This is a genomic window from Paraburkholderia terrae (assembly GCF_002902925.1).
GTDB classification, from domain to species: domain Bacteria; phylum Pseudomonadota; class Gammaproteobacteria; order Burkholderiales; family Burkholderiaceae; genus Paraburkholderia; species Paraburkholderia terrae.
Genome location: NZ_CP026112.1, coordinates 68,659 through 89,021 on the forward strand (window position 1 = coordinate 68,659; position 20,363 = coordinate 89,021).

Here is a 20,363-nt window from a genome sequence, read left to right on the forward strand (position 1 = left end):
ACAACCGATGAACAGGGAGATGAACTCGACGATGAATGGCCTGAACCTGAAATCTACGAAACTGCGCGCGCTGCTGGCGGCCACGCTCTGCGCATCGACACTTTCCGCCTGCTATGTCGTCGAGCCCGCACGGCCGGCGCAGCCCGCGCCCGTCGCGGAGGTGATACCCGCGGCGCCTGCGCCGGGGTATCGGTGGGTGAAGGGTCACTATCGCTGGGAAGGCAATCACTGGGCATGGGTGCCGGGGCACTGGCGGCCCGTTTGACCCCGTTCGATCCGGTTCGAAAAAAATAACGGTCGCGCGTGTCGATCTGAAGGTGGTTCACTCGTCGTAGTGGTGAAGACTCGCTAATCGGGCGAAACTTCGTCACTCATGAAACTCTTCACCTCAGGAGACACGATCATGTCCACGCCAGCCGTCAAGCCCATCCCCGAAGGGATGCACACGTTGACACCGCACATCATCGTTGCGGGCGCGGCCGAAGCAATCGAGTTCTACAAGAAAGCGTTCAATGCAGTCGAGCAGGTGCGCCTGCCCGGTCCCGGCGGCAAGATCATGCACGCGCAGCTGAAAATTGGCGATTCGACGCTGATGCTGGTCGACGAAATGCCCGATTGCGGCAACGGCGCGTCGTTCGGGCCGAAGGAACTGAAGGGCACGCCCGTCGTGCTGCATCTGTATGTCAACGACGCGGACGCCACCATCGCACAGGCAGCGGCAGCGGGCGCGAAGGTCATCATGCCTGCCACCGACATGTTCTGGGGCGACCGTTACGGACAGGTCGAAGATCCGTTCGGCCACCGCTGGTCCGTCGCGACGCACAAGCGCGACGTCACGCCCGACGAAATGAAATCGGCGATGGAGCAGATGGCGCAAGGCCGTCAATAACGACCGTCGCGGGCGCGTGAATCGATGCGCGGTGATGCATCGCGCATTTCACCGCCCGCTGCCGCGCCCGATACAACCATCCAAGGAGATGTGATGGACAAGATTGCCACGTGCCTGTGGTTCGACGGCAATGCGGAGGAAGCCGTCCGGTTCTACACGGGCATCTTCGGGAATTCGAGCATCGGCGACATCACGCATTACGGCGAGTCGATGCCCGGCAAGGCGGGTGAAGTGCTGACGATCACCTTCCATCTGGAAGGCCGCGAATTCCTCGCGTTGAACGGCGGCCCGCAGTACAAGTTTTCTCCGGCGATTTCGATGTTCGTGAAGTGCGAATCGCAAGAGGAAGTCGACACGTTGTGGGACAAGCTGCTCGAAGGCGGCGGCTCGCCGGTGCAATGTGGCTGGCTGACGGACCGGTACGGCGTGTCGTGGCAGATCGTGCCGACCGCGATGATGAAGTTTCTGACGGACAAGGATCAGACGAAGGTTCAACGCGCGATGCAGGCCATGATGCAAATGGTGAAGCTCGACGTAAAGGCGCTCGAAGCGGCTTTTAACGGGCAGTGATTTCTGTTGAGCGTGGCGCGCGCCGCGCGTGAATGGCTTTTGCTGCGGCGCGCGTATCTGCGATCATCGGCGCTTTCCTCTCTACCGGCTCCTGCCGGGTACGCGCGATGAATCCTTCCGTCCTTGAGCTTGAAACCGATCGTCTGATCTTGCGTCCGCATGTTCGCGAGGACTTCGACGAGAGCTACGCGCTGTGGTCCGATGAGACCGTTACGCGCTTTATCGGCGGAAAGCCGTTCAGCCGCGAAGAGGTATGGTCGCGGCTGCTGCGCTATGCCGGGCACTGGGCGCTGCTCGGCTACGGCTACTGGGTGATCCGCGAGAAAAACAGCGGCCGGTTCGTCGGCGAGATCGGCTTTGCGGACTACCAGCGCGACATCGAGCCGCCGCTCGGCGCACCCGAGATCGGCTGGGCGTTGATGCCGTCGATGCATGGCATCGGCTATGCGACGGAAGCCGTGCGCGGCGCGCTGACTTGGGCCGATGCGAAATGGCCTGAGCGTGAGACCGTGTGCATCATCGCGCCGGACAACGTGGCGTCGCGGCGGGTTGCTGCGAAATGCGGCTACGTCGAGGCGCGGCAGGCGACATACAAAGGGCATCCGACCGGGGTGTTTTGCCGCGCTGTCTAGGAGTTTTTCGGGCTTTTCCTAGGGTTCCTATATCTTCCGGCCGAATTGTTTGAGGCCGCCGCCGATGCGATATTGACTGCGCGAATGCATCGGTCATCTGAACCACCCAGTCGCACGTAGATACAGCGTTGACACATCAACCTGCGCCGCGTAGCATCATGGTATCTACATTGTAGATACGCGCGGCGCTTCTGCTCCCTCGTGGGGTTTCAAAGGAGGCAATCGTGTATCTGGATTTCTCGGGCGAAGGTGGGGCTATGGCTATTCAGACAATCAAGCGGTGGGGCAACAGTCTTGCGGTGCGCATTCCCGCAAGCCTGGCGGAGGAACTGCACCTGCGCGAAGATCAGGAAGTCGACATGGTGGTAGCGGATGGAGCGCTCGTCGCAACGCCCGCCATCAGGACGTTCAATTGGGACGAGTATCGCGAGCAACTCGCGGCGCGGCCCGGCGACGTGCATCCGACCATCAATCTTGGCGTGGCTGTGGGTTCCGAACTTGCCGATCCAACGGACCAGGACGACTGGTAAGGAGCAACATGAAGAACGGCGTTCCCGAAATCGGCGATGTGTGGTGGATGAGTCTCGAACCCGTGGTCGGGCACGAGCAGGGCGGCAGTTATCCTCGGCCCGTGGTGGTGTTGTCGCACGACGAGCACAACGGTCCCGCACAGCGCATTGTCGCCGTGCCGTGTACGTCGAAGATACGCGGCTTTTCGACGGAGATTCCCGTCTCCGCGTTGTCAAAGCCGTGCGTCGCGCTGATCGACCAGATCACCACGCTCGACTGGGTGGCGCGGCGCGGTGAATTCAGGGAAGAGCGGATCGCGCAGCCAGAACTGGATGCGATCCGCCGCAGTTTGAAAGCATTCCTGATGATGTAACGGTGTCGCTGCGTTACGGGTGTTGTGCCGCAATGCACGCCTGTAACGTGCGCCGCTGTGTGCCCTGCACGTCGAAGTTCGCTTCGTCGAGCCATTGCGCGAAGCCGGCGCGCAGCGCCGGCCATTCGCTGTCGATGATCGAGAACCACGCCGTATCGCGGTTACGGCCTTTGTAAGTCACGGCCTGGCGGAAGATACCTTCGTACGTGAAGCCGAAGCGGGCCGCTGCGGCGCGCGAAGGCGCATTCAGCGAATCGCATTTCCATTCGAAGCGCCGGTAGCCGAGTTCGTCGAATACGCGCTGCATCAACAGGAAGATGGATTCCGTTGCCATGCGCGTCTTTTGCAGACGCTGCGAAAACACGACGAAGCCGACTTCGATCACGCCGTTCGCCTTGTCGATCCGCATCAGCGAAAGCGTGCCGATGGCTTTGCCCGTCGCGAGATCGATGACGGTGTGATGCAGCGGGTCGGGGGAAGCCGCGCAGGAGGCGAGGAAGTCGCGGTACGCTTCCCGCGTGTCGAACGGGCCTACCGAAAGATAGGTCCAGTCGCGGCCGTCGGGCGCGGCGCTGTAGGCGTCGTACAGATCGTCCCCGTGGCGTTCGACGTCGACCCGTTCCAGCCGGCAGTAGCGGCCTGTCATCGGCTGATTGCCTGGTGCCTTCGCGGGCTGCCACTGTGGCATGGGTTCGCCGATAGCCTGGCCGTATTCGTTGACTCGTTGCACCACGTCATTCTCCCGTCGCGTGTAGCGTTTTGAAGTATGCCAAGCGCGCAAGATACGGCAAAGGCCGCGCGCCCGTAAGAACCAGGTGGGCGCGATTCGATGGAGCCAGCGTCGTGGTGTCTCGCCGCCGGTCGTGAAACGTGCGCCGATTGCGAACGTTTGGAAGTGAAAGGCTGCTGGTTCAGAATGATCGCGATCATTCCCCATTCGTGAGAGGTCCGCATGCTCGACGTTGCTGATGAAATCGCCCGGTTCAATGCGGGCCGTGACCCCGACCGCCTCGCGATGAAATACGCGCGCATGCGCGCGTCGCCATTCGTGTTTCTGCGCGGAACCTGTCATCTGTTCTACAAGCGTCTGTCCAAAGGCACGGTGCTGGACGGCTCGCCGCACGCGTGGATCTGCGGCGACATGCATCTGGAGAATTTCGGCAGCTACAAGGGCGATAACCGGCTCATCTATTTCGACATCAATGATTTCGACGAGGCGTGTCTTGCGCCGTGCCTGTACGAAATGATCCGTCTGCTGTCGAGCGTGCTGGTGGCCGCCGACGACCTGAAGCTTAGTCGCGCCGAGGCGCTCGCGCTGTGCCACACACTTACCGACGCCTACGCCGCCGCGCTGCGTTTTGGCAAGGCGCGCTGGATCGAAGAGGAGACGGCCGAGGGCATGGTCGGCGAACTGTTCGCGGCTTTGCATCAGCGCTCGCGCGTCGATCACCTGAACCGGCGCACCGAATTGAAGGGGAAAAAGCGGACGCTGCGCGTCGACGGCAAGAAGGCGCTGCCTGTCACGGCCGACGCACGCGCCAAGGTCGTCGCGTTCATGAACGATTTCGCGAAGCGCGAGCCGAATCCGCAGTTCTACGAGATCATCGACGTCGCGCGCCGCATTGCCGGTACGGGCAGTCTGGGCGTCGAGCGCTATGTGATTCTCGTCGAAGGCAAGGGCTCGCCCGACGGCAATTACCTGCTCGACATGAAGCTGGCTTTGCCGTCCGCCACCGCGCCGAACGTCCATACGCCGCAGCCCAAATGGGGCAGCGAGGCCGAGCGCGTCGTCGAGATTCAGAGGCGCAATCAGGTGGTGTCGCAGGCCTTTCTGCATGCCGTCGAGTTCGAACAGCGGCCGTTCGTGCTGCGCGGCCTGCAGCCATCGGAAGACCGCGTCGCGCTCGACAACTGGAACGGCAAGCTGCCGAGGCTGGAATCCGTCGTGCGCAACATGGCCGAGCTGGTCGCGTGGGCACACTTCCGCAGCAGCGGAAGGCAGACTTCCGCGATCGCCGACGACCTGATCGCGTTCGGCGAAGACAGCAAATGGCAATTGCCGTTGATCGAACTCGCGACACAGTGCGAAGCGCAGGTCGTCAGCGACTGGAAGGCATACTGCGAAGCGTTCGATCGCGGCGCCTTTACGCTGAAGGCGAAAGCGTGAATGCTCGCGGCCGAACGTTTCGGACCGTACGTTCGATAAATCCGAATATGTTGCCGGGCTTTACGGCGACAGGCGAGATGTGTAAATCTGGTGGTGCGTCGTGGTCAAAAAGTGCGTCGTTTTCTGGGTCCGTTCGCCCTGCAAATCCCGGACCGCGCCATGACCCGACGCCGTGAGCGGGCGCGCCGCCCGTAAGGCATAAACAATGCCTCCCTATGAGTCACTTCCACGACAGGAGACGGCACTATGGAAATCGAAGCGACCGCATGGTACCCGCTGGACGACTTTGCGCCCGTGCGAGATGGGTGGTACGAAGTCCAGCTGGTGAGCGGAGACACGGCATTCGCTAAATTTATCGAAGGCGGATGGTCGGAGAAACCGCTTCTCGTGTTCACCCACTGGCGCGGACTGAGCGAAGATCCCGCGCGCGTGGACGAACCGGAAACCATCGACGCGGAGGCCACGGCAGCCGAGGGCGTGCGCGCCGCATGGAACGCCTTCTTCCCCGGCGCGAACGGCGAAGCGCACAAACCGCTCGACGTCACGCACGGCAAGCCACCTACTACGCACTGAATTTGCATCCATGCGGATCTGCGGGCGGCGCATTGGCGCCGCCGTTTTTTTGCCCCGAGTTTTTGCATCTGCATGTCGCACAACGCACGCTCGTCCGGCAACTTTTCCGCCACGACACGCAAGCTTCGCGTTTTGCCCGCCTTCGCTAGAATGCAGCGATCGATATCGCGAAGGTCTCTCATGCAATCATTCCGGCAACCCGTCGATCTGGCGCGCGCGACGCGCCTTCTGAACCATGGTCCCGTCACGTTGATCACGAGCGCACACGACGGGCGCTCGAACGTGATGGCGGCTTCGTGGGCCATGCCGCTGGATTTCACGCCGCCGAAACTCGTCGTCGTGATCGACGCGAAGACATTGACGCGTCAACTGGTCGAAGCGAGCGGCGTATTCGGCCTGCAACTCCCCACGCGCGGCTTCGCGCGCCATACGCTCGCGGTCGGCTCGAACGCCGGCGTCGAAATCGACAAGTTCACCGCGCTCCAGCTCGAGACGTTTCCGGCCGAAAAGATCGACGTGCCGATGCTGGAAGGGTGTGTGGCGTGGTTCGAATGCAAGGTGATTCCCGACGACGCCCAGCGGCACGATCTGATCCTCGCCGAAGTGGTCGCGTGCTACGCGGACAGCCGCGTCTACTCGGACAACCGCTGGCACTTCGGCGACGATCACGACATGCGCACCTGCCATTACGTCGCGGGCGGCACGTTCTTCGAAACGGGCGACACATTCGAAGTCGAAGCAGCGCCCGTTGGCGGCACGCGCTGATTCGCGTCTGCGCTGAGTTCGCGCTTCAGTTCCTGAGCGGCAGCCAGATTTCGACGCCGCCCATGCCCGTCACGGGATTGAACTGCTCGCTGTAGCGTTCGAAGTTGGGCGCATCGGCGGGCGCGTGCCCGGATTCCGGCAGCCATTTGTTCCAGATTGTGTTCCACGTGCGGCGTATCGTCGAAATGTGCTCGCTGTGCGTGAACACCGCATAGCGCTGCGTGCCGATGCGCACGCGGCTTAGTTCGTCGGGCAAGCCCGAGAAATCGGCGACTTCAACGCCGCACAGATAATCGAAGTTGCCGGAGTCGTCGGCGTTGTAGCACACGCCGTACGCGACGCGGCCGATCTGTCCGGGCACCTTGCCGAAGATCGCGTTGAAACGCTGCCATTGCGCGGGAATGCCCGAACTGCTTTCACAGTGATAGCGTTCGCTCGATCCCGCGACGAGCAACGGTTTGCCGTCCACGAAACGTGGCGGCTCCAGATGGGCAAGAAGTGATTCATCCATTTTGATCGGCTCCATGAGTGCGAGGTTGTCGAGATGACCTTGCGCGCGCAACGCTTCGGGCGTGAGCCCGAACTGCTCGCGAAACGCGCGCGTGAATGCCTCGTGAGAGCCGTAACCCGCATCGACCGCGACGGCGAGGATATCCGGCGCACCGCGCGCAAGTCGCCGCGCCGCTTCCGTCAGGCGGCGCGCGCGTACGTAGCGCATCACCGCAAAGCCCGTTGCCGCTTCGAACGCGCGGGACAGATGAAAGCGCGAGACGCGACCGCAACTGGCGATATCGTCGAGCGACAGTTCCTCATGGAAGTGGCTTTCGATAAACCACAACGCCTTTCCCGCAGGGTTTCCGATCAAGTTCATACGGACTCTCGTTTCGGCATGAACCCAGCATATCGATCGGACGGACCGTTCATTTGATCGCGCTTGCGGTTCTGCAGATGCAGCGGCTCGTCAATCCGCCGATACGTCGTTCGCGGGCGAACCGAAATAGACCTGCACTTCGACGATCTTGCCGTTCTCGACCCGGAAGAACTCGGTGTTGCGAAACGCCTCGCGATTCATCGGCTTGCACGCATAACGCACGAACGCTTCGTTGCCTTCGCTGAACAGCTTCTCGATCTGAAAGAACTCGACTTGTTCGTTGAACGGCCAGCAGCGTTCGAAGTATTCGCGCCGGTCGATATGATCGTCGCGTGGACTCGTGAAATGAAAATCGTCGGCGAGGATCGCTTCGATCGCAGCACGGTCCTTGTGCTGATACGCCGCGAAGCAGCGGCGAACCAGATCGGGAACATCCGTGGTCTTGCTCATGGCGATTGCTCCATTTGCTGCTTCAACGTGTCGTCGTCGCGCTCCCGTTGCGCGGCGGAGGGTGAGGCGGCCCGCAGCAAGGCGCCGCCGATCGTCGCAGCCATGGCTGCAAAGATCGCGCCGACGAGAAACGCAACGTGATAGCCGCTCGCGAGCGCAGCGGGCGTATCGGCTTGCTGCGCACCGCTGTTCGCCGATTGCGCAGCCGCGAGACTCGCCAACACTGCGAGTCCCAATGCGCCGCCCATCATGAACGACGTGTTGACGATGCCCGACGCGAGCCCGGAATCGGCCGGATCGACATCGCTCATCGCGGCGAGCAGCATCGGATTGAACGCGACGCCCGCGCCCACGCCGAGCAACACCATGCCGGGCAACACATCGACGACGAAGTGTCCATCGACGGGGGCGCGCGCAAACAGCAGCAGCCCGAGTGCCGCGAGAAAGAGACCAACGGCGAGCGGCCTCCGGATGCCGAAGCGCATCACCATGCGCGCCGACAGGCCGAGCGAGAAGAAGCCCATGATGAGGTTCGCGGGCAGAAATGCGAGGCCGACCTGAAGCGGCGCGTAGGCGAGCACGCGCTGTAAATAAAGCGCGGAGATGAAGAACCACGCGAACATCGCCGCCGCCCACAACACGCCGACTACGTTGGCCGTCGCGACATTGCGCAACGTGAAGAGCTTGAGCGGCATCAACGGGTGCGCGACGCGCGCCTCGATGACGAGAAACGCACCGAGCAGCGCCAGCGCGATGACGATCAGGCCGACGGTTTGTGCGGACAGCCAACCCGCCTCGTTGCCGTTGACGATCGCGTAGACGGCCAGCATCAGCGACGCAGTCACGGTAGTCGCGCCCGCAACGTCGAGCCGTTCGCCATGCGCGTGTCCGCGGCCCGCCGGCATCAGCGCGATGCAAGCCCCATACACGGCGATTCCGATGGGCAGATTGACGAGAAAGATCCAGTGCCAGCTCAGCAGATTGGTCAGCAATCCGCCGAGCAGCACGCCGATGCTGCCGCCGCCCGCGCACACGAAGCCGTAGACGCCCATCGCCTTGGCGCGCTCGCCCTCTTCGGTGAACAGATTCATGATGAGCGACAGCGAGACGGCAGACACGACCGCGCCACCCAGACCTTGAATCGCGCGGGCACAAACCAGCATGACCTGCGAGTTCGCGAGTCCGCATGCGAGCGACGCCAGCGTGAACAGCGTAATGCCCGCGAGGAAGAGCTTGCGGTGTCCGTACAGATCGCCGAGCCGTCCGCCGAGCAGTAAAAAGCCGCCGAAGGTCAGCATGTACGCATTGACGACCCACACGAGCGCGGTTTCGGAGAAGCCCAGATCGGCCGCGATCGACGGCAGGGCGACGTTGACGATCGTCGTATCGAGCACGATCATCAGCACGCCCATGCATAGCACGATCAGTGCAAGCCAGCGTTTTTTGCCTTCGATGTTATGCGTCATGCGCGCGTGTCCTCCTTGGCTGTCGATGCGCTTTCAGTCTAGCGAGCATCCGTTCCAGACGGCAACTGCAATTCCCTGCTCGCGCACGTTTCTACTTAACACGACGATCGAATGCAGCCGGAATCGACACGTTTCAGCTCAATAAATCGTACTTGCCGCCGCGTTCTAGCGCGCGCTGATAGGCGGGCCGGGCATGAATCGTGTCGAGAAAACGAGCGACCGACGGATATTTCGCATCGCGGTTGCCGCGAGCGGTGGCGGCTTCGAGCGGGAAGCTCATTTGAATATCGGCGGCCGTGAATTCGCTGCCGACAAAATAGCCGGTTTTGCGCAGCGAATCTTCGATAAAACTCATATGCAGCGCAATCTGCGGATCGATGAAGGTGGATTGCAACGTCGACGAAATCTTCTTCGCAATCGGCTTCGCGAAGAACGGCATTGGCGCGCTGCCGATGCGCAGCGCAACCAGCTTCAGCAACAGCGGCGGCATCGCAGAGCCTTCCGCATAGTGCATCCAGTATCTGAACTTCTGGCGGTCGGGCGTGCCGGCAGCCGGTTCGAAGCGGCCTTGTCCATAACGTTCGAGCAGATACTCGATGATCGCGGCGGATTCAGCGAGGGTCTGACCATCATCAGTGACGACGGGCGACTTGCCGAGGGGATGAATGGCCCGCAGTTCGGGCGGCGCGAGCATCGTCTTCGGATCGCGCTGGTAACGCTTGATTTCGTACGGCACGCCCAGTTCTTCGAGCAGCCACAGCACGCGCTGCGAACGGGAGTTGTTCAGGTGGTGGACGGTGAGCATGAGCGGGCGGCGAGTCGCGCGAAAAGGCCGTGTATCGGCGGAGCGAACATCATACGAGGCCGCGCGAGAGGGCGGCCTCTATTCTTCGCGATGCTTTACGTTGTACGAGCAACCATCATGCCGACCACTTGTCGCCCATCAACCGATTGGACGGCAGCTTCTCATCGAGCAGCTTGCGAGCGCTTTCAATGCCCGCAACGGGCAAGCCCTTCGGATCGAGCAAGCCGACCTGCACGAGCACGGAAGCCTGATCCCAATAGATATGCTCGTTATATAGCTTGTCGCCGCGAAAACAGACGACGGCGAGCATCGGCACCTCGAAGTATTTGCCCGTCGGCGCGACGCCCGGCAGGAGCCAGTCGATCTCGCAACTATGCGTGCAGGCGAAGATGAATTCGTCGACGATGCGATCGGAACCGATGGTCCGCGAAATCGGAATCAGCTTCGTGTCCGGCGGATTCGAATTGACGAAGTGATTCGTGTAAAAGCGCTTGAGATTGTCATAACCGACGCCGCCCGTCATGGTTGGCACGTGGTTGACGTACGGTTGCGTGACCATCGTCGGCATCACGGCTTCGACGTCGCGCGTCGCGAACTCGAAGTAGCAGTGCTGTTCCCACAGCGTATTCAGATCGTAGATTGGGCCAAGCACCTTGCGCAGCAGCGCGAGCGTGCGCGAGTACGCCATCAGCGCGGCGGGCTTGTCGTATTGCGGGCGCGCGGGCGCGGCAAACGCGTGATCGCAGCCGGGATACACATACTGCTCGATGTTGGGATGCGCGCGAAGCGCGGTCATGATCTGCTCGCGCACGGGCGGCGGGCAGTACGCGTCGTTCTCGGGGAAGTGAAACACCATCGGGCAACGAATGTTCTTCACTTCGTCCAGATACGCTTCGAGCCCGACGCCGTAATAGCTCACGGCACAATCGACGTCCGTGCGCGCAGCCGCGAGCATCGCGAGCTTGCCGCCGAGGCAATAGCCGACCGTGCCGATCTTGCCTTGTTGCTCGGGCAGCGCGCGTAACGCATCGAGCGTCGCGGCAATATCCTGCACGGCGAGATCGACATCGAACTTCGCGTGGAAGTCGAGCGCGCGTTTCATGTCGTCGCCGTCGTAGCCGAGCACGACATTCGGCTGCATGCGCCAGAACAGATCGGGAACGAGCACGACATAGCCTTCTTCGGCGTAACGGTCGGCCGTTTGCTTCAGATAGTCGTTGATGCCGAAAATCTCTTGCAGCAGAACGAGGCCCGGACCGGACCCCTGCGCGGGGCGCGCCATGTACGCGTTGAAACGGCCGCCATCGCGAGCGGCGACTTCGATAAAGGAACCGGCCATCAAATGCTCCTCGATTGTGGGACGACGGGGACTGCGCGCATCGCCGCTCGCCGTTATCGAATGAAGCGTCAGGCGCTACATCGCACGCAAAGCGAACCGCTTGATCTTGCCGGTTTCCGTGCGAGGCAGCGCGTCGATGAAGGCGACGACGCGCGGATACTTGTACGGCGCAACGGTATTCTTCACGAATTCCTGCAACTCCGCGACCAGTTTCTCATCGCCGCTATAGCCCGCATTGAGCACGACGAACGCCTTTACGATCTGTCCGCGCGTCTCATCGTGTACGCCGATCACGCCGCATTCGGCGACAGCCTGGTGCTGCATCAGCACGCTTTCCACTTCCGGGCCGGAGATGTTGTAACCCGCCGAGACGATCATGTCGTCGGCGCGCGCCTGATAGAACACGTAGCCGTCTGCGTCGATATAGACGGAATCGCCGGGCAGGTTCCAGCCGTCGCGCACGAACTTCAGCTGACGCTCGTCAGCGAGATAGCGGCAGCCCGTCGGTCCGCGCACGGCGAGCTTGCCGAGCGTGCCGGTGGGCACGGGGCGCATGTCGTCGTCGACGGCTTGCACGACATAGCCAGGCACGGCCTTGCCGATCGCGTGCGGCCGCACATCGTGTCCCGCCGACGAGATGAAAATATGAATCAGCTCAGTGCCGCCGATGCCGTCGATCATTTCGATTCCGCTCGCCTCGCGCCACAGCGCGCGCGTCGAATCGGGCAGCGCTTCGCCTGCGGACACGGTCTTTTTCAGCGATGCAATGTCGAAGCGCGGAACCAGCGGCGCCATCTGCCGATAGAACGTCGGCGCGGTGAACATCACGGTTGCCTGAAAGCGCTCGACGTTTTGCAGCAGCGTTTCGGGCGTCTGCTTTTCGATCAGCACCGTCGATGCGCCCGCGCGCAGCGGAAAACACAGCAGCCCGCCAAGGCCGAACGTGAACGCGAGCGGCGGCGTGCCGCAGAAGATATCGTCGACGGTCGGCTTCAGGATGTGGCGCGGGAACAGATCGCACATCGCCAGCACGTCGCGGTGGAAGTGCATGCAGCCCTTCGGCGCGCCTGTCGTGCCGCTCGTGAAGGCGATCAGGCAGACGTCGTCTGCGGCTGTGTCGCAGGCCTTGAATTCAAGAGGCTTAGATGCGGCGAGTGTTTCAAGCGAACCTGCCGCGTCGTCGTCGTGGAAGAGCAGCGTGCTTTTCAGGCCTTCACAAAAGTACTCATCGCCTTGCGTCGCGCAGCGCGCGAGTTCTTCCGTCAGACGCGTGTCGCACAGCGCCGCACCGATTTGCGCCTTGTCGACGATCTGCTTGAGTTCTTTTGCACGCAGCAAAGGCATGGTCGGCACGACGACGAGACCCGCCTTCAACGCCGCGAGAAACGCGACGGCCATCTGCAACGTGTTCGGCCCGCGCAACAAGATACGATTGCCCGGCCGCAAACCCATCTCGTCGATCAGCACGTGTGCGCTGCGATTGACCATTGCGAGCAGTTCGCCATAAGTGGTGGCGTGCGGCTTGCCGTCGACGTCGGACCAGATCGCAGGCCGGTCGCGATGGCCATTCTCGACGGCACGATCGAGCAGTTCAGTCGCGCAGTTGAAACGCGCCGGATATGCGACGTCCGGATTGTCGAGCAGGAACACAGGCCATTGATCCTGTGGCGGCAAGTGATCGCGCGCGAAAGTATCGACGTGAGCTGACGGTTCCATCATGAAACTCCCCTGCCATACGTGCGTGATGTGCGAAATGGTTTGGACTGCGCGGCTCGCAGCGCGGCTAGTCGGTTATCACGGCGGTTGCTTCGATTTCCACTTTGGCGTCGTCCTCGATCAGCGCGACGACCTGCACGGCGCTCATCGCGATGTCGTAATCGCCGATCAATTCGCGGAATGCCTGGCCGATCTCCTTGAGCGACGCGAGGTACTCGCGCTTGTCGGTGACGTACCACGTCATGCGCACGAGGTGCTCAGGCTGTCCGCCTGCTTCGCGCAGTACCGCGAGCACGTTGCGCAGCGCCTGCACGGCCTGTTCGGCGAAACGGTCGCTCGTCATGCGCGCCTCTTCGTTCCAGCCGATCTGTCCGGCGATATACACCTGCGTGCCGTTCGCCGCGACACCATTGGCATAGCCCTTCGGCTTGACCCAGCCTGCGGGCAGAAGCGATCGTTTTTTCATGAGCGTTGCTCCTCGGATTGAACGGCCTGCGGCGCGAATGCCACGAGCGCGGCGGCGATGTCGTTGGGAATGTCGATCGACTGGCCGCTCTCCAGCGATGTCGTGACGAGCACTTGCGCCGAGCGAAAGCGCACTTCATCGGCGCACGTGGCGACGATCGAGATACTGATCGAACGGCGTCCGATGCGCGTGACATCCAGCGAAAGCGTGATCGTTTCGCCCATGCGGCTTGGCCTCGAAAACTCGCAATCGAGCTTCACGATAGGCAGGCCGACGCGGCGCGTCTGGATCATGTGCGCGTAGTCGATGGCGAGGCGCTCGTTGAACCACTCTTCGACGAGCATGTTCGTCATCACCAGATACTGCGGAAAGTAGACGATGCCCGCCGGATCGCAGTGCGCGAAGCGGATGCGCATGGGCATGTCGAACGTTGCGCTCATGATTCGCGTTCCTGCTGCGCAGCCGCGTGCGCCTTGAGCAGATCGCGTCCGACGATCAGTTGCTGCACTTCCGTCGCGCCTTCATAGATGCGCAGCGCGCGAATCTCGCGATACAGCCTTTCGACCGTCGTGCCGCTTTGCACGCCCATGCCGCCCCACAGTTGCACGGCGGCATCGATCACCTGCTGCGCGCCTTCGCTTGCGTGCCACTTCGCCATCGCGGCTTCGCGCGTGACGCTCTCGCCCTGATCGCGCAGCCACGCGGCGCGATAGACGAGCAGAGCGCTGCTGTCGATGGTCAACGCCATCTGCGCGAGCTTCGCCTGCGTCAACTGAAAATCGCCGAGCGTCTGGTTGAACATCTTGCGCGACGCGGCGCGATCGAGCCCTTCCTGTAACGCGCGTCTTGCAAAGCCCAACGATGCCGCCGCGACCGACGTGCGGAAAATATCGAGCGTGCGCATCGCGATCTTGAAGCCTTCACCGGGCGCGCCGAGCATCTGGCTGCGCGGCACGCGCGCGTTGGCGAAATGCAGGCGCGCAAGCGGATGCGGCGCGATGACGTCGATGCGTTCGGCGATCTGCAAACCGGGCGTGTCGGCATCGACAATGAATGCGCTGATACCGCGCGCTCCGGGCGCTTCGCCCGTTCTTGCAAACACGACATAGAAGTCGGCGATGCCGCCGTTCGAAATCCACGTTTTGTCGCCGTCGAGCACGTAGCTGTCGCCTTCCGCGCGCGCTTGCAAGTTCATCGCCGCAACGTCGGAGCCTGCTTCAGGTTCGGACAACGCAAACGCAGCAATGGCTTCGCCCTTTGCGACGCGCGGCAAATAGCGCGATTTCTGTTCATGCGTGCCTGCCAGCGTGATCGAGCCCGAACCGAGGCCTTGCATGGCGAGCGCGAAGTCCGCGAGTCCGTCGTGTTTCGCGAGCGTCTCGCGCAGCAGACACACGGCGCGTGTGTCGATCGTGTCGCCATGTCCGCCGTATTGCGCGCCGCCGACGCCATACTTCAACCAGCCCGCTTCGCCCAATGCGCGCACGAGTTGGCGGCACGTCGTGTCGGCGTCGTCATGCGGCACGTGTGCGAGATGCTGCGCGGCCCAGGTTTCTATTCCTTCGGCCAGTTCGCGATGACGCACTTCGAAGAAAGGCCAGGCCAATGCGCCGCGCGGATCTTTAGGCTTCACGGTCAGTCTCCTTCGAACACGGGACGCGATTTCGCCGCAAACGCGCGATATGCGCGCTCGAAATCACGCGTCGTCATGCAGATGGCCTGTGCCTGCGCTTCGGATTCGATCGCTTCGTCGATGCTCATGCTCCATTCCTGGTGCAGCATCTTCTTCGTAACGCCGTGCGCGAACGTTGGTCCTGCGGCGAGATCGGCGGCGAGTTTCGACGCTTCGTCGAGCAGTGCTTCCGGTGCGCACAGGTGGTTGTAGAAGCCCCACGCGTAGCCTTCGTCGCCGCTCGCGGAGCGCCCCGTGTACAGCAGTTCGGCTGCCCGCCCCTGGCCGATGATGCGCGGCAGCATCGAGCACGCGCCCATGTCGCAACCGGCAAGGCCCACACGCGTGAACAGAAACGCGAGCTTGCTGCGCGCGGTGCCGAGGCGCATGTCGGAGGCCATCGCGAGAATCGCGCCCGCGCCTGCGCAGACGCCGTCGACAGCCGCGATGATTGGCTGCGGACAATGCCGCATCGCTTTCACGAGATCGCCGGTCATGCGCGTGAAGAGCAGCAGTTCGGGCATCGGCAGATCGATCAGCGGCGCGATGATGTCATGCACGTCGCCGCCCGAGCAGAAATTGTCGCCCGCGCCGTGCATGACGACGACCTTCACGTCGGTTGCATAGGCGAGTTGCCGGAACAGATCGCGCAACTCCGCATACGATTCGAATGTCAGCGGGTTCTTGCGCTCGGGGCGGTTCAGCGTGATCGTCGCGACGCCCGCGTTGACGGACCAGCCGAAGTGCTTCGCCTCATACGCGGCGAGCGTCGTGCGATTGCCGGCCAGCAGGGCTTCGGCAGCGGAACGGGTCATCGTTGTCTCCTCTTTTGCAGATGTCGCGCGTCAGCTCTTGATCGTGTTCAGCAGATGCTGCTTGAGCTTGCCGAGTTTCTGATGCGTGTGCGATTTCTCATCGAGATCGAGGCCGCCGAACATTTCGACGACCCATTGCTCGTGCGCGACGGCCATTTTGTCGAACAGCGCGCGGCCTTCCGGCGTGAGACGGACGCTGATCGAACGGCGGTCGTTCGGATCGGTGTCGCGCGCGACAAGCCCTTCTTTTTCCAGTTGATCCGTAATGCCGGTGATGTTGCCGCCCGTCACCATCAGGCGGCGCGACAGTTCCGTCATCTTCAGGCCCTCGGGATGACGCTCCAGCTGCGCCATCAGATCGAAGCGCGGCAGCGTCGTGTCGAACTCGTTGCGCAGACGCTTGCGCAATTCAGCTTGCACGAGGTTGGTGGTGGTCAGCATGCGCAGCCACAGGCGCAAACCCATGTGGCTATCCGCGCCCGTGCTCATTTCCATGTCCACGACGTTCTCCGCGGGTTTCGCAATGCCTTTGCGCGTCGGTTTGGTTTCGGCGGCGATGGCCGTCTTCTTCTTTGCGATGTTGCTCATGTGACTTCTCCGCCTGAAACGGAAACTGATTGACCTGTGATGGATTCGGAGCCGGGCATGCACAACCACAGCACGGCATTCGCGACTTCGGCGGGCGCGACGAAGCGGCGTTGCGGGTTGTTGCGCACGAGAACGTCTCGCGCTTCCTGCTCGCTGCGCGAAGTCTTCGCGGTGATCTGGTCGAGCGATGCGCGCAGCAGTTCCGTTTCCGTGTAGCCGGGACAGACAGCGTTGACGGTGACGCCCTTCGTCGCGACTTCGAGCGCGAGCGAGCGCGTGAGGCCGATCACGCCATGCTTGGCCGCGCAGTAAGCGGCGACGTACGCATAGCCGATCTGTCCTGCCGTGCTCGCGACGTTGACGATGCGGCCGTAGCCGCGTTCGAGCATCGACGGCAACACGGCGCGCGTGCAGAGAAACACGCCCGTCAGGTTGACGTCGAGCATGCGTTGCCACAGTGCCATATCCGTGTGCGCGAAGGGTGCGGCTTGCGCCTGGCCGGCGTTGTTGACGAGCACATCGACAGCGCCCGCAATCGACGATGCTTCAGAAAATGCCTTGTTTACAGCGGTTTCTTCGCACACATCGACGCTGATGCAAGCCGCGATCTCGCCATACGCGCTCAAGGTTTCGCGCTGCGCGGCAAGACGTTGCGCGTCGCGGCCCATCAGCGTGACACGCGCGCCCGCGCGAACGAGCGCTTCTGCCGTCGCCGCGCCGATGCCGCTTCCGCCGCCCGTTACGACGGCATGCTTTCCCGCAAGGGTGCTGTTCATCAAACCGTTCCTTCCGCGCGTTGCGCGCGTTCGATCGGCGACAGGCGCGCATTCTCGGCGGCCTGAGCGCGCTCGCGTTCATAGTTGCGTTCGAGCTGCGACTTGGCAGCCGTGTATTGCTTCGGCCAGTTCACATCGAAATAGCCGATCTTGGCCGCCTCGTTCAGCGTCCACGACGGATTCGCCAGATGCGGACGCGCGACCGCGCACAAGTCCGCGCGGCCTGCTGCGATGATGCTGTTCACGTGATCCGCCTCGGAGATCGCGCCGACTGCAATCGTCGCGATGCCGGCCTCGTTGCGGATGCGATCGGCGAACGGCGTCTGGAACATGCGCCCATACACGGGCTTCTCTTCCTTGCTGACCTGACCCGACGACACGTCGATCATGTCGGCACCCGCCGCCTTGAACGCGCGTGCGATCTCTACGGCGTCGTCGGGTGTCGTGCCGCCATCGACCCAGTCGTGCGCTGAAATACGCACCGACATCGGCTTGTCCTGCGGCCACACCTTGCGCATCGCGGCGAACACTTCGAGCGGATAGCGCAGACGATTCGCAAGCGTTCCACCGTATTCGTCGGTGCGATGATTGGTGAGCGGCGAGAGAAAGCTCGACAGGAGATAGCCGTGCGCGCAGTGCAGTTCGAGCCAGTCGAAGCCTGCTTCCGCGGCCATTTCGGTTGCGCGTACGAATTGCGTTTCGATCTCGCGCAGTTCTGCATGCGTCGCTTCGCGCGACCACTGGCTCACGCCGCGCAGATATTGCTGCGGCGATGCCGACACCAAAGACCAGTTGTCATCGGGCAAGGGCTGATCGATGCCTTCCCAACTGACGCGCGTCGAAGCCTTTGCGCCCGCGTGGCCGAGCTGCATGCCGATCTTCGCATCGGATTGCCCGTGTACGAACTGCACGATGCGGCGCCACGCGGCGAGATGCTCGGGCGCGTACATGCCGGGGCATCCCGGCGTGATGCGCGCCTCGGGCGACACACACGTCATCTCGGTCATCACGAGCGCCGCGCCACCCATGGCGCGCGCGCCGAGATGCATCAGGTGATAGTCGCCAGCGACGCCGTCGACGGCCGAATACTGCGCCATCGGCGAGACGACGACGCGGTTCTTCAACGTCACGCCGCGCAGTTTGAACGGCGTGAACATGGGCGGAACGGAGTGCTTGTCCGGCGCGCGCTCGATGCCCGCGCGCGCCGCCAGCCAGTCTTCGAATGACGAGAGATAGCCGGCATCGCGCTCGCGCAGGTTCTCATGCGAAATGCGCTGCGAGCGCGTCAGCAGCGAATACGCGAACTGCTCCGGCTCGAAAGCGGTGTAACGGTCGACATGCTCGAACCATTCCGTCGAATTGCGCGCGGCGTTCTGGATGCGCAGCACGTCCACGCTGCGCACTTCCGTGTAGTGCGCGAGTGCGGCGGCGAGATCGTGTGGATGTGCGTCGATGCTGTTCGCGAGTTCGATCGCGTCTTCGAGCGCGAGCTTGGTGCCGGAGCCGATCGAAAAATGCGCGGTGTGCGCGGCGTCGCCCATCAGCACGACGGGTACGCGTTTGCCGTCGGCGCCTGTTTTCCAGTGTACCCATTCGCGACTGACGACACGCGGAAAGCGGATCCATTGCGACGAGCCGCGCAGATGGCTCGCGTTCGACATCAGCGGGTGGCCGTCGAGGTACTTCGCAAACAGTCGCTCGCAGAACGCGATGCTGTCTTCCTTGCTCATTTCGTCGAGTCCGGCCGCGCGCCACACGCGCTCGGGCGTTTCGACGATGAACGTCGAGGTTTCATCGTCGAAGCGGTACGCGTGCGCCTGGAACCAGCCCCATTCGGTTTTTTCGAATGCGAACGTGAAGGCGTCGAAAAGCTTCTTCGTGCCGAGCCACACGAAGCGGCAGTCGCGCATGTCGATGTCGGGTTGATAGGTTGCCGCGTATTTCTGGCGGATCGCGCTGTTCAGGCCGTCGCTGGCGATGATGAGGTCGGCGTTGTAATCGTCGTCGTTCGTCACTTGGGTTTCGAAGACCAGCTTCACGCCGAGTTCTTCGCAACGCGCCTGCAGGATGTTCAGCAGACGTTTGCGGCCGATGCCACAAAAGCCGTGCCCCGACGAGCGTACCTTCGCGCCGCGAAAGTTGATTTCGATGTCGTCCCAGTGGTTGAACGCGTCGAGGATCATGTCGGCGCTTTTGGCGTCGGCGGCGCGCAGATTGCCTAGCGTCTGGTCGGAGAACACGACGCCCCAGCCGAAGGTGTCGTACGGCCGGTTGCGCTCGACGATAACCACTTCGTGCGCCGGATGCCGGTGCTTCATCAACAACCCGAAATACAGCCCAGCCGGGCCGCCGCCGATACAGACAATGCGCATGCTGGTTCCCCAACGTGTGTGCTCGGTTTTACTTTAGGTTTTGATAGTTTAGATGTCAAGTAAAGTTCGACAGGAAGGCGGATTGAGATCCTGCGATTTGATCCTGGAGATAAAAGGCGTCAGATGCCTTTATGTGTGGAGTGGCGTTGTTGCCTGGAAACAATCGCTGGTGGGCGGTGACGTCGGACCTTGCGCGAGTCTTTTTGCGTTTCTTCGTACAGGCGTCACGTAGCGTTCGACAACCACGCTGCCAGTCGAACAATACCGATCAGCGCACCGGCGCCCACGATACTGAATCCGGCAGCACGGCGAATATAACGTGCAGCGTTTCCGCGTGGCCGGCGAGCAACCACATTTCTACCGTTGAACCATACGTTCATCGTTTCACTCCCGGTGTCTCCTTCAACCCGTGATGGGCATACATCGCCCGACTGTCACGGGTGCGTGGACGTTCCAGCGCGGTTAGCGGTGGTGGCAAGCTTTGCGCGTTCGGCTATCAAAATGACAAGCAATAAATTATTTGCACTCCGAACAATATCGCGAGGCCG

Annotated in this window: 23 protein-coding genes; 9 read left to right on the forward strand and 14 right to left on the reverse strand. The window is 62.2% G+C overall.

The features are described from left to right. Positions 1–19: 19 nt before the first annotated feature. The 6 genes from C2L65_RS16490 to C2L65_RS16515 all read left to right on the forward strand — a co-directional run bounded on the left by C2L65_RS16490 (position 20) and on the right by C2L65_RS16515 (position 2,974). Positions 20–265: a YXWGXW repeat-containing protein gene (locus C2L65_RS16490; protein WP_007583010.1), complete on the forward strand. Its 246-nt coding sequence runs from the start codon at positions 20–22 to the stop codon at positions 263–265. Between the two features lie 138 nt (positions 266–403). Further along, entirely contained in the window at positions 404–889 is a 486-nt protein-coding gene (locus C2L65_RS16495; protein ID WP_042304342.1) for a VOC family protein, read from the forward strand. Between the two features lie 93 nt (positions 890–982). Beyond that, the gene (locus tag C2L65_RS16500; protein WP_042304500.1) at positions 983–1,459 is read left to right on the forward strand and encodes a VOC family protein; all 477 of its coding nucleotides are present in this window, start codon (positions 983–985) and stop codon (positions 1,457–1,459) included. 107 nt (positions 1,460–1,566) lie between these two features. Then, positions 1,567–2,091 (forward strand): GNAT family N-acetyltransferase, encoded by a 525-nt coding sequence (locus C2L65_RS16505; RefSeq protein WP_042304341.1) that lies wholly within the window; start codon positions 1,567–1,569, stop codon positions 2,089–2,091. A 257-nt stretch (positions 2,092–2,348) separates the two neighbouring features. Then, positions 2,349–2,621 (forward strand): AbrB/MazE/SpoVT family DNA-binding domain-containing protein, encoded by a 273-nt coding sequence (locus C2L65_RS16510; RefSeq protein WP_042304340.1) that lies wholly within the window; start codon positions 2,349–2,351, stop codon positions 2,619–2,621. Between the two features lie 8 nt (positions 2,622–2,629). Continuing rightward, positions 2,630–2,974: a type II toxin-antitoxin system PemK/MazF family toxin gene (locus C2L65_RS16515; protein WP_042304339.1), complete on the forward strand. Its 345-nt coding sequence runs from the start codon at positions 2,630–2,632 to the stop codon at positions 2,972–2,974. Positions 2,975–2,987: 13 nt separating this feature from the next. On the opposite strand, the gene C2L65_RS16520 is transcribed toward C2L65_RS16515, so the two are convergent. Continuing rightward, the gene (locus C2L65_RS16520; protein ID WP_081920712.1) at positions 2,988–3,707 is read right to left on the reverse strand and encodes a GNAT family N-acetyltransferase; all 720 of its coding nucleotides are present in this window, start codon (positions 3,705–3,707) and stop codon (positions 2,988–2,990) included. Positions 3,708–3,926: 219 nt separating this feature from the next. On the opposite strand from C2L65_RS16520, the gene C2L65_RS16525 reads away from it, so the two are divergent. From C2L65_RS16525 to C2L65_RS16535, 3 genes are all read left to right on the forward strand, one after another. Beyond that, positions 3,927–5,141: a DUF2252 domain-containing protein gene (locus tag C2L65_RS16525; protein ID WP_042304338.1), complete on the forward strand. Its 1,215-nt coding sequence runs from the start codon at positions 3,927–3,929 to the stop codon at positions 5,139–5,141. 246 nt (positions 5,142–5,387) lie between these two features. Further along, positions 5,388–5,714, forward strand: coding sequence for a hypothetical protein (locus C2L65_RS16530; RefSeq protein ID WP_042304337.1), 327 nt, complete (start codon positions 5,388–5,390; stop codon positions 5,712–5,714). A gap of 180 nt (positions 5,715–5,894) precedes the next feature. Beyond that, positions 5,895–6,479, forward strand: a complete 585-nt coding sequence (locus C2L65_RS16535) for a flavin reductase family protein (RefSeq protein WP_042304336.1) — start codon at positions 5,895–5,897, stop codon at positions 6,477–6,479. Between the two features lie 25 nt (positions 6,480–6,504). Here C2L65_RS16535 and C2L65_RS16540 read toward each other — a convergent pair whose 3' ends face one another. The 13 genes from C2L65_RS16540 to C2L65_RS16600 all read right to left on the reverse strand — a co-directional run bounded on the left by C2L65_RS16540 (position 6,505) and on the right by C2L65_RS16600 (position 19,815). Next, positions 6,505–7,350 (reverse strand): AraC family transcriptional regulator, encoded by an 846-nt coding sequence (locus C2L65_RS16540; RefSeq protein ID WP_042304335.1) that lies wholly within the window; start codon positions 7,348–7,350, stop codon positions 6,505–6,507. Positions 7,351–7,440: 90 nt separating this feature from the next. Then, a complete protein-coding gene (locus tag C2L65_RS16545; protein WP_042304334.1) occupies positions 7,441–7,800 on the reverse strand; it encodes a nuclear transport factor 2 family protein in 360 nt (119 codons plus the stop codon). Beyond that, positions 7,797–9,266 (reverse strand): DHA2 family efflux MFS transporter permease subunit, encoded by a 1,470-nt coding sequence (locus tag C2L65_RS16550; RefSeq protein WP_042304333.1) that lies wholly within the window; start codon positions 9,264–9,266, stop codon positions 7,797–7,799. The genes C2L65_RS16545 and C2L65_RS16550 overlap by 4 nt, the downstream gene beginning before the upstream one ends. A gap of 133 nt (positions 9,267–9,399) precedes the next feature. Then, on the reverse strand, positions 9,400–10,071 hold the full coding sequence (locus tag C2L65_RS16555) for a glutathione S-transferase (protein WP_042304332.1): 672 nt from the start codon (positions 10,069–10,071) through the stop codon (positions 9,400–9,402). A 115-nt stretch (positions 10,072–10,186) separates the two neighbouring features. Further along, complete coding sequence (locus tag C2L65_RS16560) at positions 10,187–11,410, reverse strand: dienelactone hydrolase family protein (protein ID WP_042304331.1); 1,224 nt, start codon at positions 11,408–11,410, stop codon at positions 10,187–10,189. Positions 11,411–11,485: 75 nt separating this feature from the next. Next, entirely contained in the window at positions 11,486–13,126 is a 1,641-nt protein-coding gene (locus tag C2L65_RS16565) for an AMP-binding protein (RefSeq protein ID WP_042304330.1), read from the reverse strand. Positions 13,127–13,193: 67 nt separating this feature from the next. Then, positions 13,194–13,592, reverse strand: coding sequence for a RidA family protein (locus C2L65_RS16570; protein WP_042304329.1), 399 nt, complete (start codon positions 13,590–13,592; stop codon positions 13,194–13,196). Next, positions 13,589–14,032, reverse strand: a complete 444-nt coding sequence (locus tag C2L65_RS16575; RefSeq protein WP_042304328.1) for an acyl-CoA thioesterase — start codon at positions 14,030–14,032, stop codon at positions 13,589–13,591. The genes C2L65_RS16570 and C2L65_RS16575 overlap by 4 nt, the downstream gene beginning before the upstream one ends. Beyond that, positions 14,029–15,225 carry an acyl-CoA dehydrogenase family protein gene (locus C2L65_RS16580; protein WP_042304327.1) on the reverse strand — a complete coding sequence of 399 codons (1,197 nt, stop codon included), beginning with the start codon at positions 15,223–15,225 and terminating at the stop codon, positions 14,029–14,031. The genes C2L65_RS16575 and C2L65_RS16580 overlap by 4 nt, the downstream gene beginning before the upstream one ends. A gap of 2 nt (positions 15,226–15,227) precedes the next feature. After that, positions 15,228–16,079, reverse strand: a complete 852-nt coding sequence (locus C2L65_RS16585; protein WP_042304326.1) for an enoyl-CoA hydratase family protein — start codon at positions 16,077–16,079, stop codon at positions 15,228–15,230. A gap of 30 nt (positions 16,080–16,109) precedes the next feature. Next, a complete protein-coding gene (locus C2L65_RS16590; RefSeq protein ID WP_042304325.1) occupies positions 16,110–16,667 on the reverse strand; it encodes a MarR family winged helix-turn-helix transcriptional regulator in 558 nt (185 codons plus the stop codon). Further along, complete coding sequence (locus C2L65_RS16595; protein WP_042304324.1) at positions 16,664–17,443, reverse strand: SDR family NAD(P)-dependent oxidoreductase; 780 nt, start codon at positions 17,441–17,443, stop codon at positions 16,664–16,666. The genes C2L65_RS16590 and C2L65_RS16595 overlap by 4 nt, the downstream gene beginning before the upstream one ends. After that, positions 17,443–19,815: a bifunctional salicylyl-CoA 5-hydroxylase/oxidoreductase gene (locus C2L65_RS16600; RefSeq protein WP_042304323.1), complete on the reverse strand. Its 2,373-nt coding sequence runs from the start codon at positions 19,813–19,815 to the stop codon at positions 17,443–17,445. Before C2L65_RS16600 ends, C2L65_RS16595 begins: the two co-directional genes overlap by 1 nt. Positions 19,816–20,363: the final 548 nt, after the last annotated feature.

What these genes read in the sequence shown, in the direction of transcription:
- C2L65_RS16490 (WP_007583010.1), top strand. Translation starts at nt 20, where the DNA reads ATGAACTCGACGATGAATGGCCTGAACCTGAAATCTACGAAACTGCGC.
- C2L65_RS16495 (WP_042304342.1), top strand. Translation starts at nt 404, where the DNA reads ATGTCCACGCCAGCCGTCAAGCCCATCCCCGAAGGGATGCACACGTTG.
- C2L65_RS16500 (WP_042304500.1), top strand. Translation starts at nt 983, where the DNA reads ATGGACAAGATTGCCACGTGCCTGTGGTTCGACGGCAATGCGGAGGAA.
- C2L65_RS16505 (WP_042304341.1), top strand. Translation starts at nt 1,567, where the DNA reads ATGAATCCTTCCGTCCTTGAGCTTGAAACCGATCGTCTGATCTTGCGT.
- C2L65_RS16510 (WP_042304340.1), top strand. Translation starts at nt 2,349, where the DNA reads ATGGCTATTCAGACAATCAAGCGGTGGGGCAACAGTCTTGCGGTGCGC.
- C2L65_RS16515 (WP_042304339.1), top strand. Translation starts at nt 2,630, where the DNA reads ATGAAGAACGGCGTTCCCGAAATCGGCGATGTGTGGTGGATGAGTCTC.
- C2L65_RS16525 (WP_042304338.1), top strand. Translation starts at nt 3,927, where the DNA reads ATGCTCGACGTTGCTGATGAAATCGCCCGGTTCAATGCGGGCCGTGAC.
- C2L65_RS16530 (WP_042304337.1), top strand. Translation starts at nt 5,388, where the DNA reads ATGGAAATCGAAGCGACCGCATGGTACCCGCTGGACGACTTTGCGCCC.
- C2L65_RS16535 (WP_042304336.1), top strand. Translation starts at nt 5,895, where the DNA reads ATGCAATCATTCCGGCAACCCGTCGATCTGGCGCGCGCGACGCGCCTT.
- C2L65_RS16540 (WP_042304335.1), bottom strand. Translation starts at nt 7,350, where the DNA reads ATGAACTTGATCGGAAACCCTGCGGGAAAGGCGTTGTGGTTTATCGAA.
- C2L65_RS16545 (WP_042304334.1), bottom strand. Translation starts at nt 7,800, where the DNA reads ATGAGCAAGACCACGGATGTTCCCGATCTGGTTCGCCGCTGCTTCGCG.
- C2L65_RS16550 (WP_042304333.1), bottom strand. Translation starts at nt 9,266, where the DNA reads ATGACGCATAACATCGAAGGCAAAAAACGCTGGCTTGCACTGATCGTG.
- C2L65_RS16555 (WP_042304332.1), bottom strand. Translation starts at nt 10,071, where the DNA reads ATGCTCACCGTCCACCACCTGAACAACTCCCGTTCGCAGCGCGTGCTG.
- C2L65_RS16560 (WP_042304331.1), bottom strand. Translation starts at nt 11,410, where the DNA reads ATGGCCGGTTCCTTTATCGAAGTCGCCGCTCGCGATGGCGGCCGTTTC.
- C2L65_RS16565 (WP_042304330.1), bottom strand. Translation starts at nt 13,126, where the DNA reads ATGGAACCGTCAGCTCACGTCGATACTTTCGCGCGCGATCACTTGCCG.
- C2L65_RS16570 (WP_042304329.1), bottom strand. Translation starts at nt 13,592, where the DNA reads ATGAAAAAACGATCGCTTCTGCCCGCAGGCTGGGTCAAGCCGAAGGGC.
- C2L65_RS16575 (WP_042304328.1), bottom strand. Translation starts at nt 14,032, where the DNA reads ATGAGCGCAACGTTCGACATGCCCATGCGCATCCGCTTCGCGCACTGC.
- C2L65_RS16585 (WP_042304326.1), bottom strand. Translation starts at nt 16,079, where the DNA reads ATGACCCGTTCCGCTGCCGAAGCCCTGCTGGCCGGCAATCGCACGACG.
- C2L65_RS16590 (WP_042304325.1), bottom strand. Translation starts at nt 16,667, where the DNA reads ATGAGCAACATCGCAAAGAAGAAGACGGCCATCGCCGCCGAAACCAAA.
- C2L65_RS16595 (WP_042304324.1), bottom strand. Translation starts at nt 17,443, where the DNA reads ATGAACAGCACCCTTGCGGGAAAGCATGCCGTCGTAACGGGCGGCGGA.
- C2L65_RS16600 (WP_042304323.1), bottom strand. Translation starts at nt 19,815, where the DNA reads ATGCGCATTGTCTGTATCGGCGGCGGCCCGGCTGGGCTGTATTTCGGG.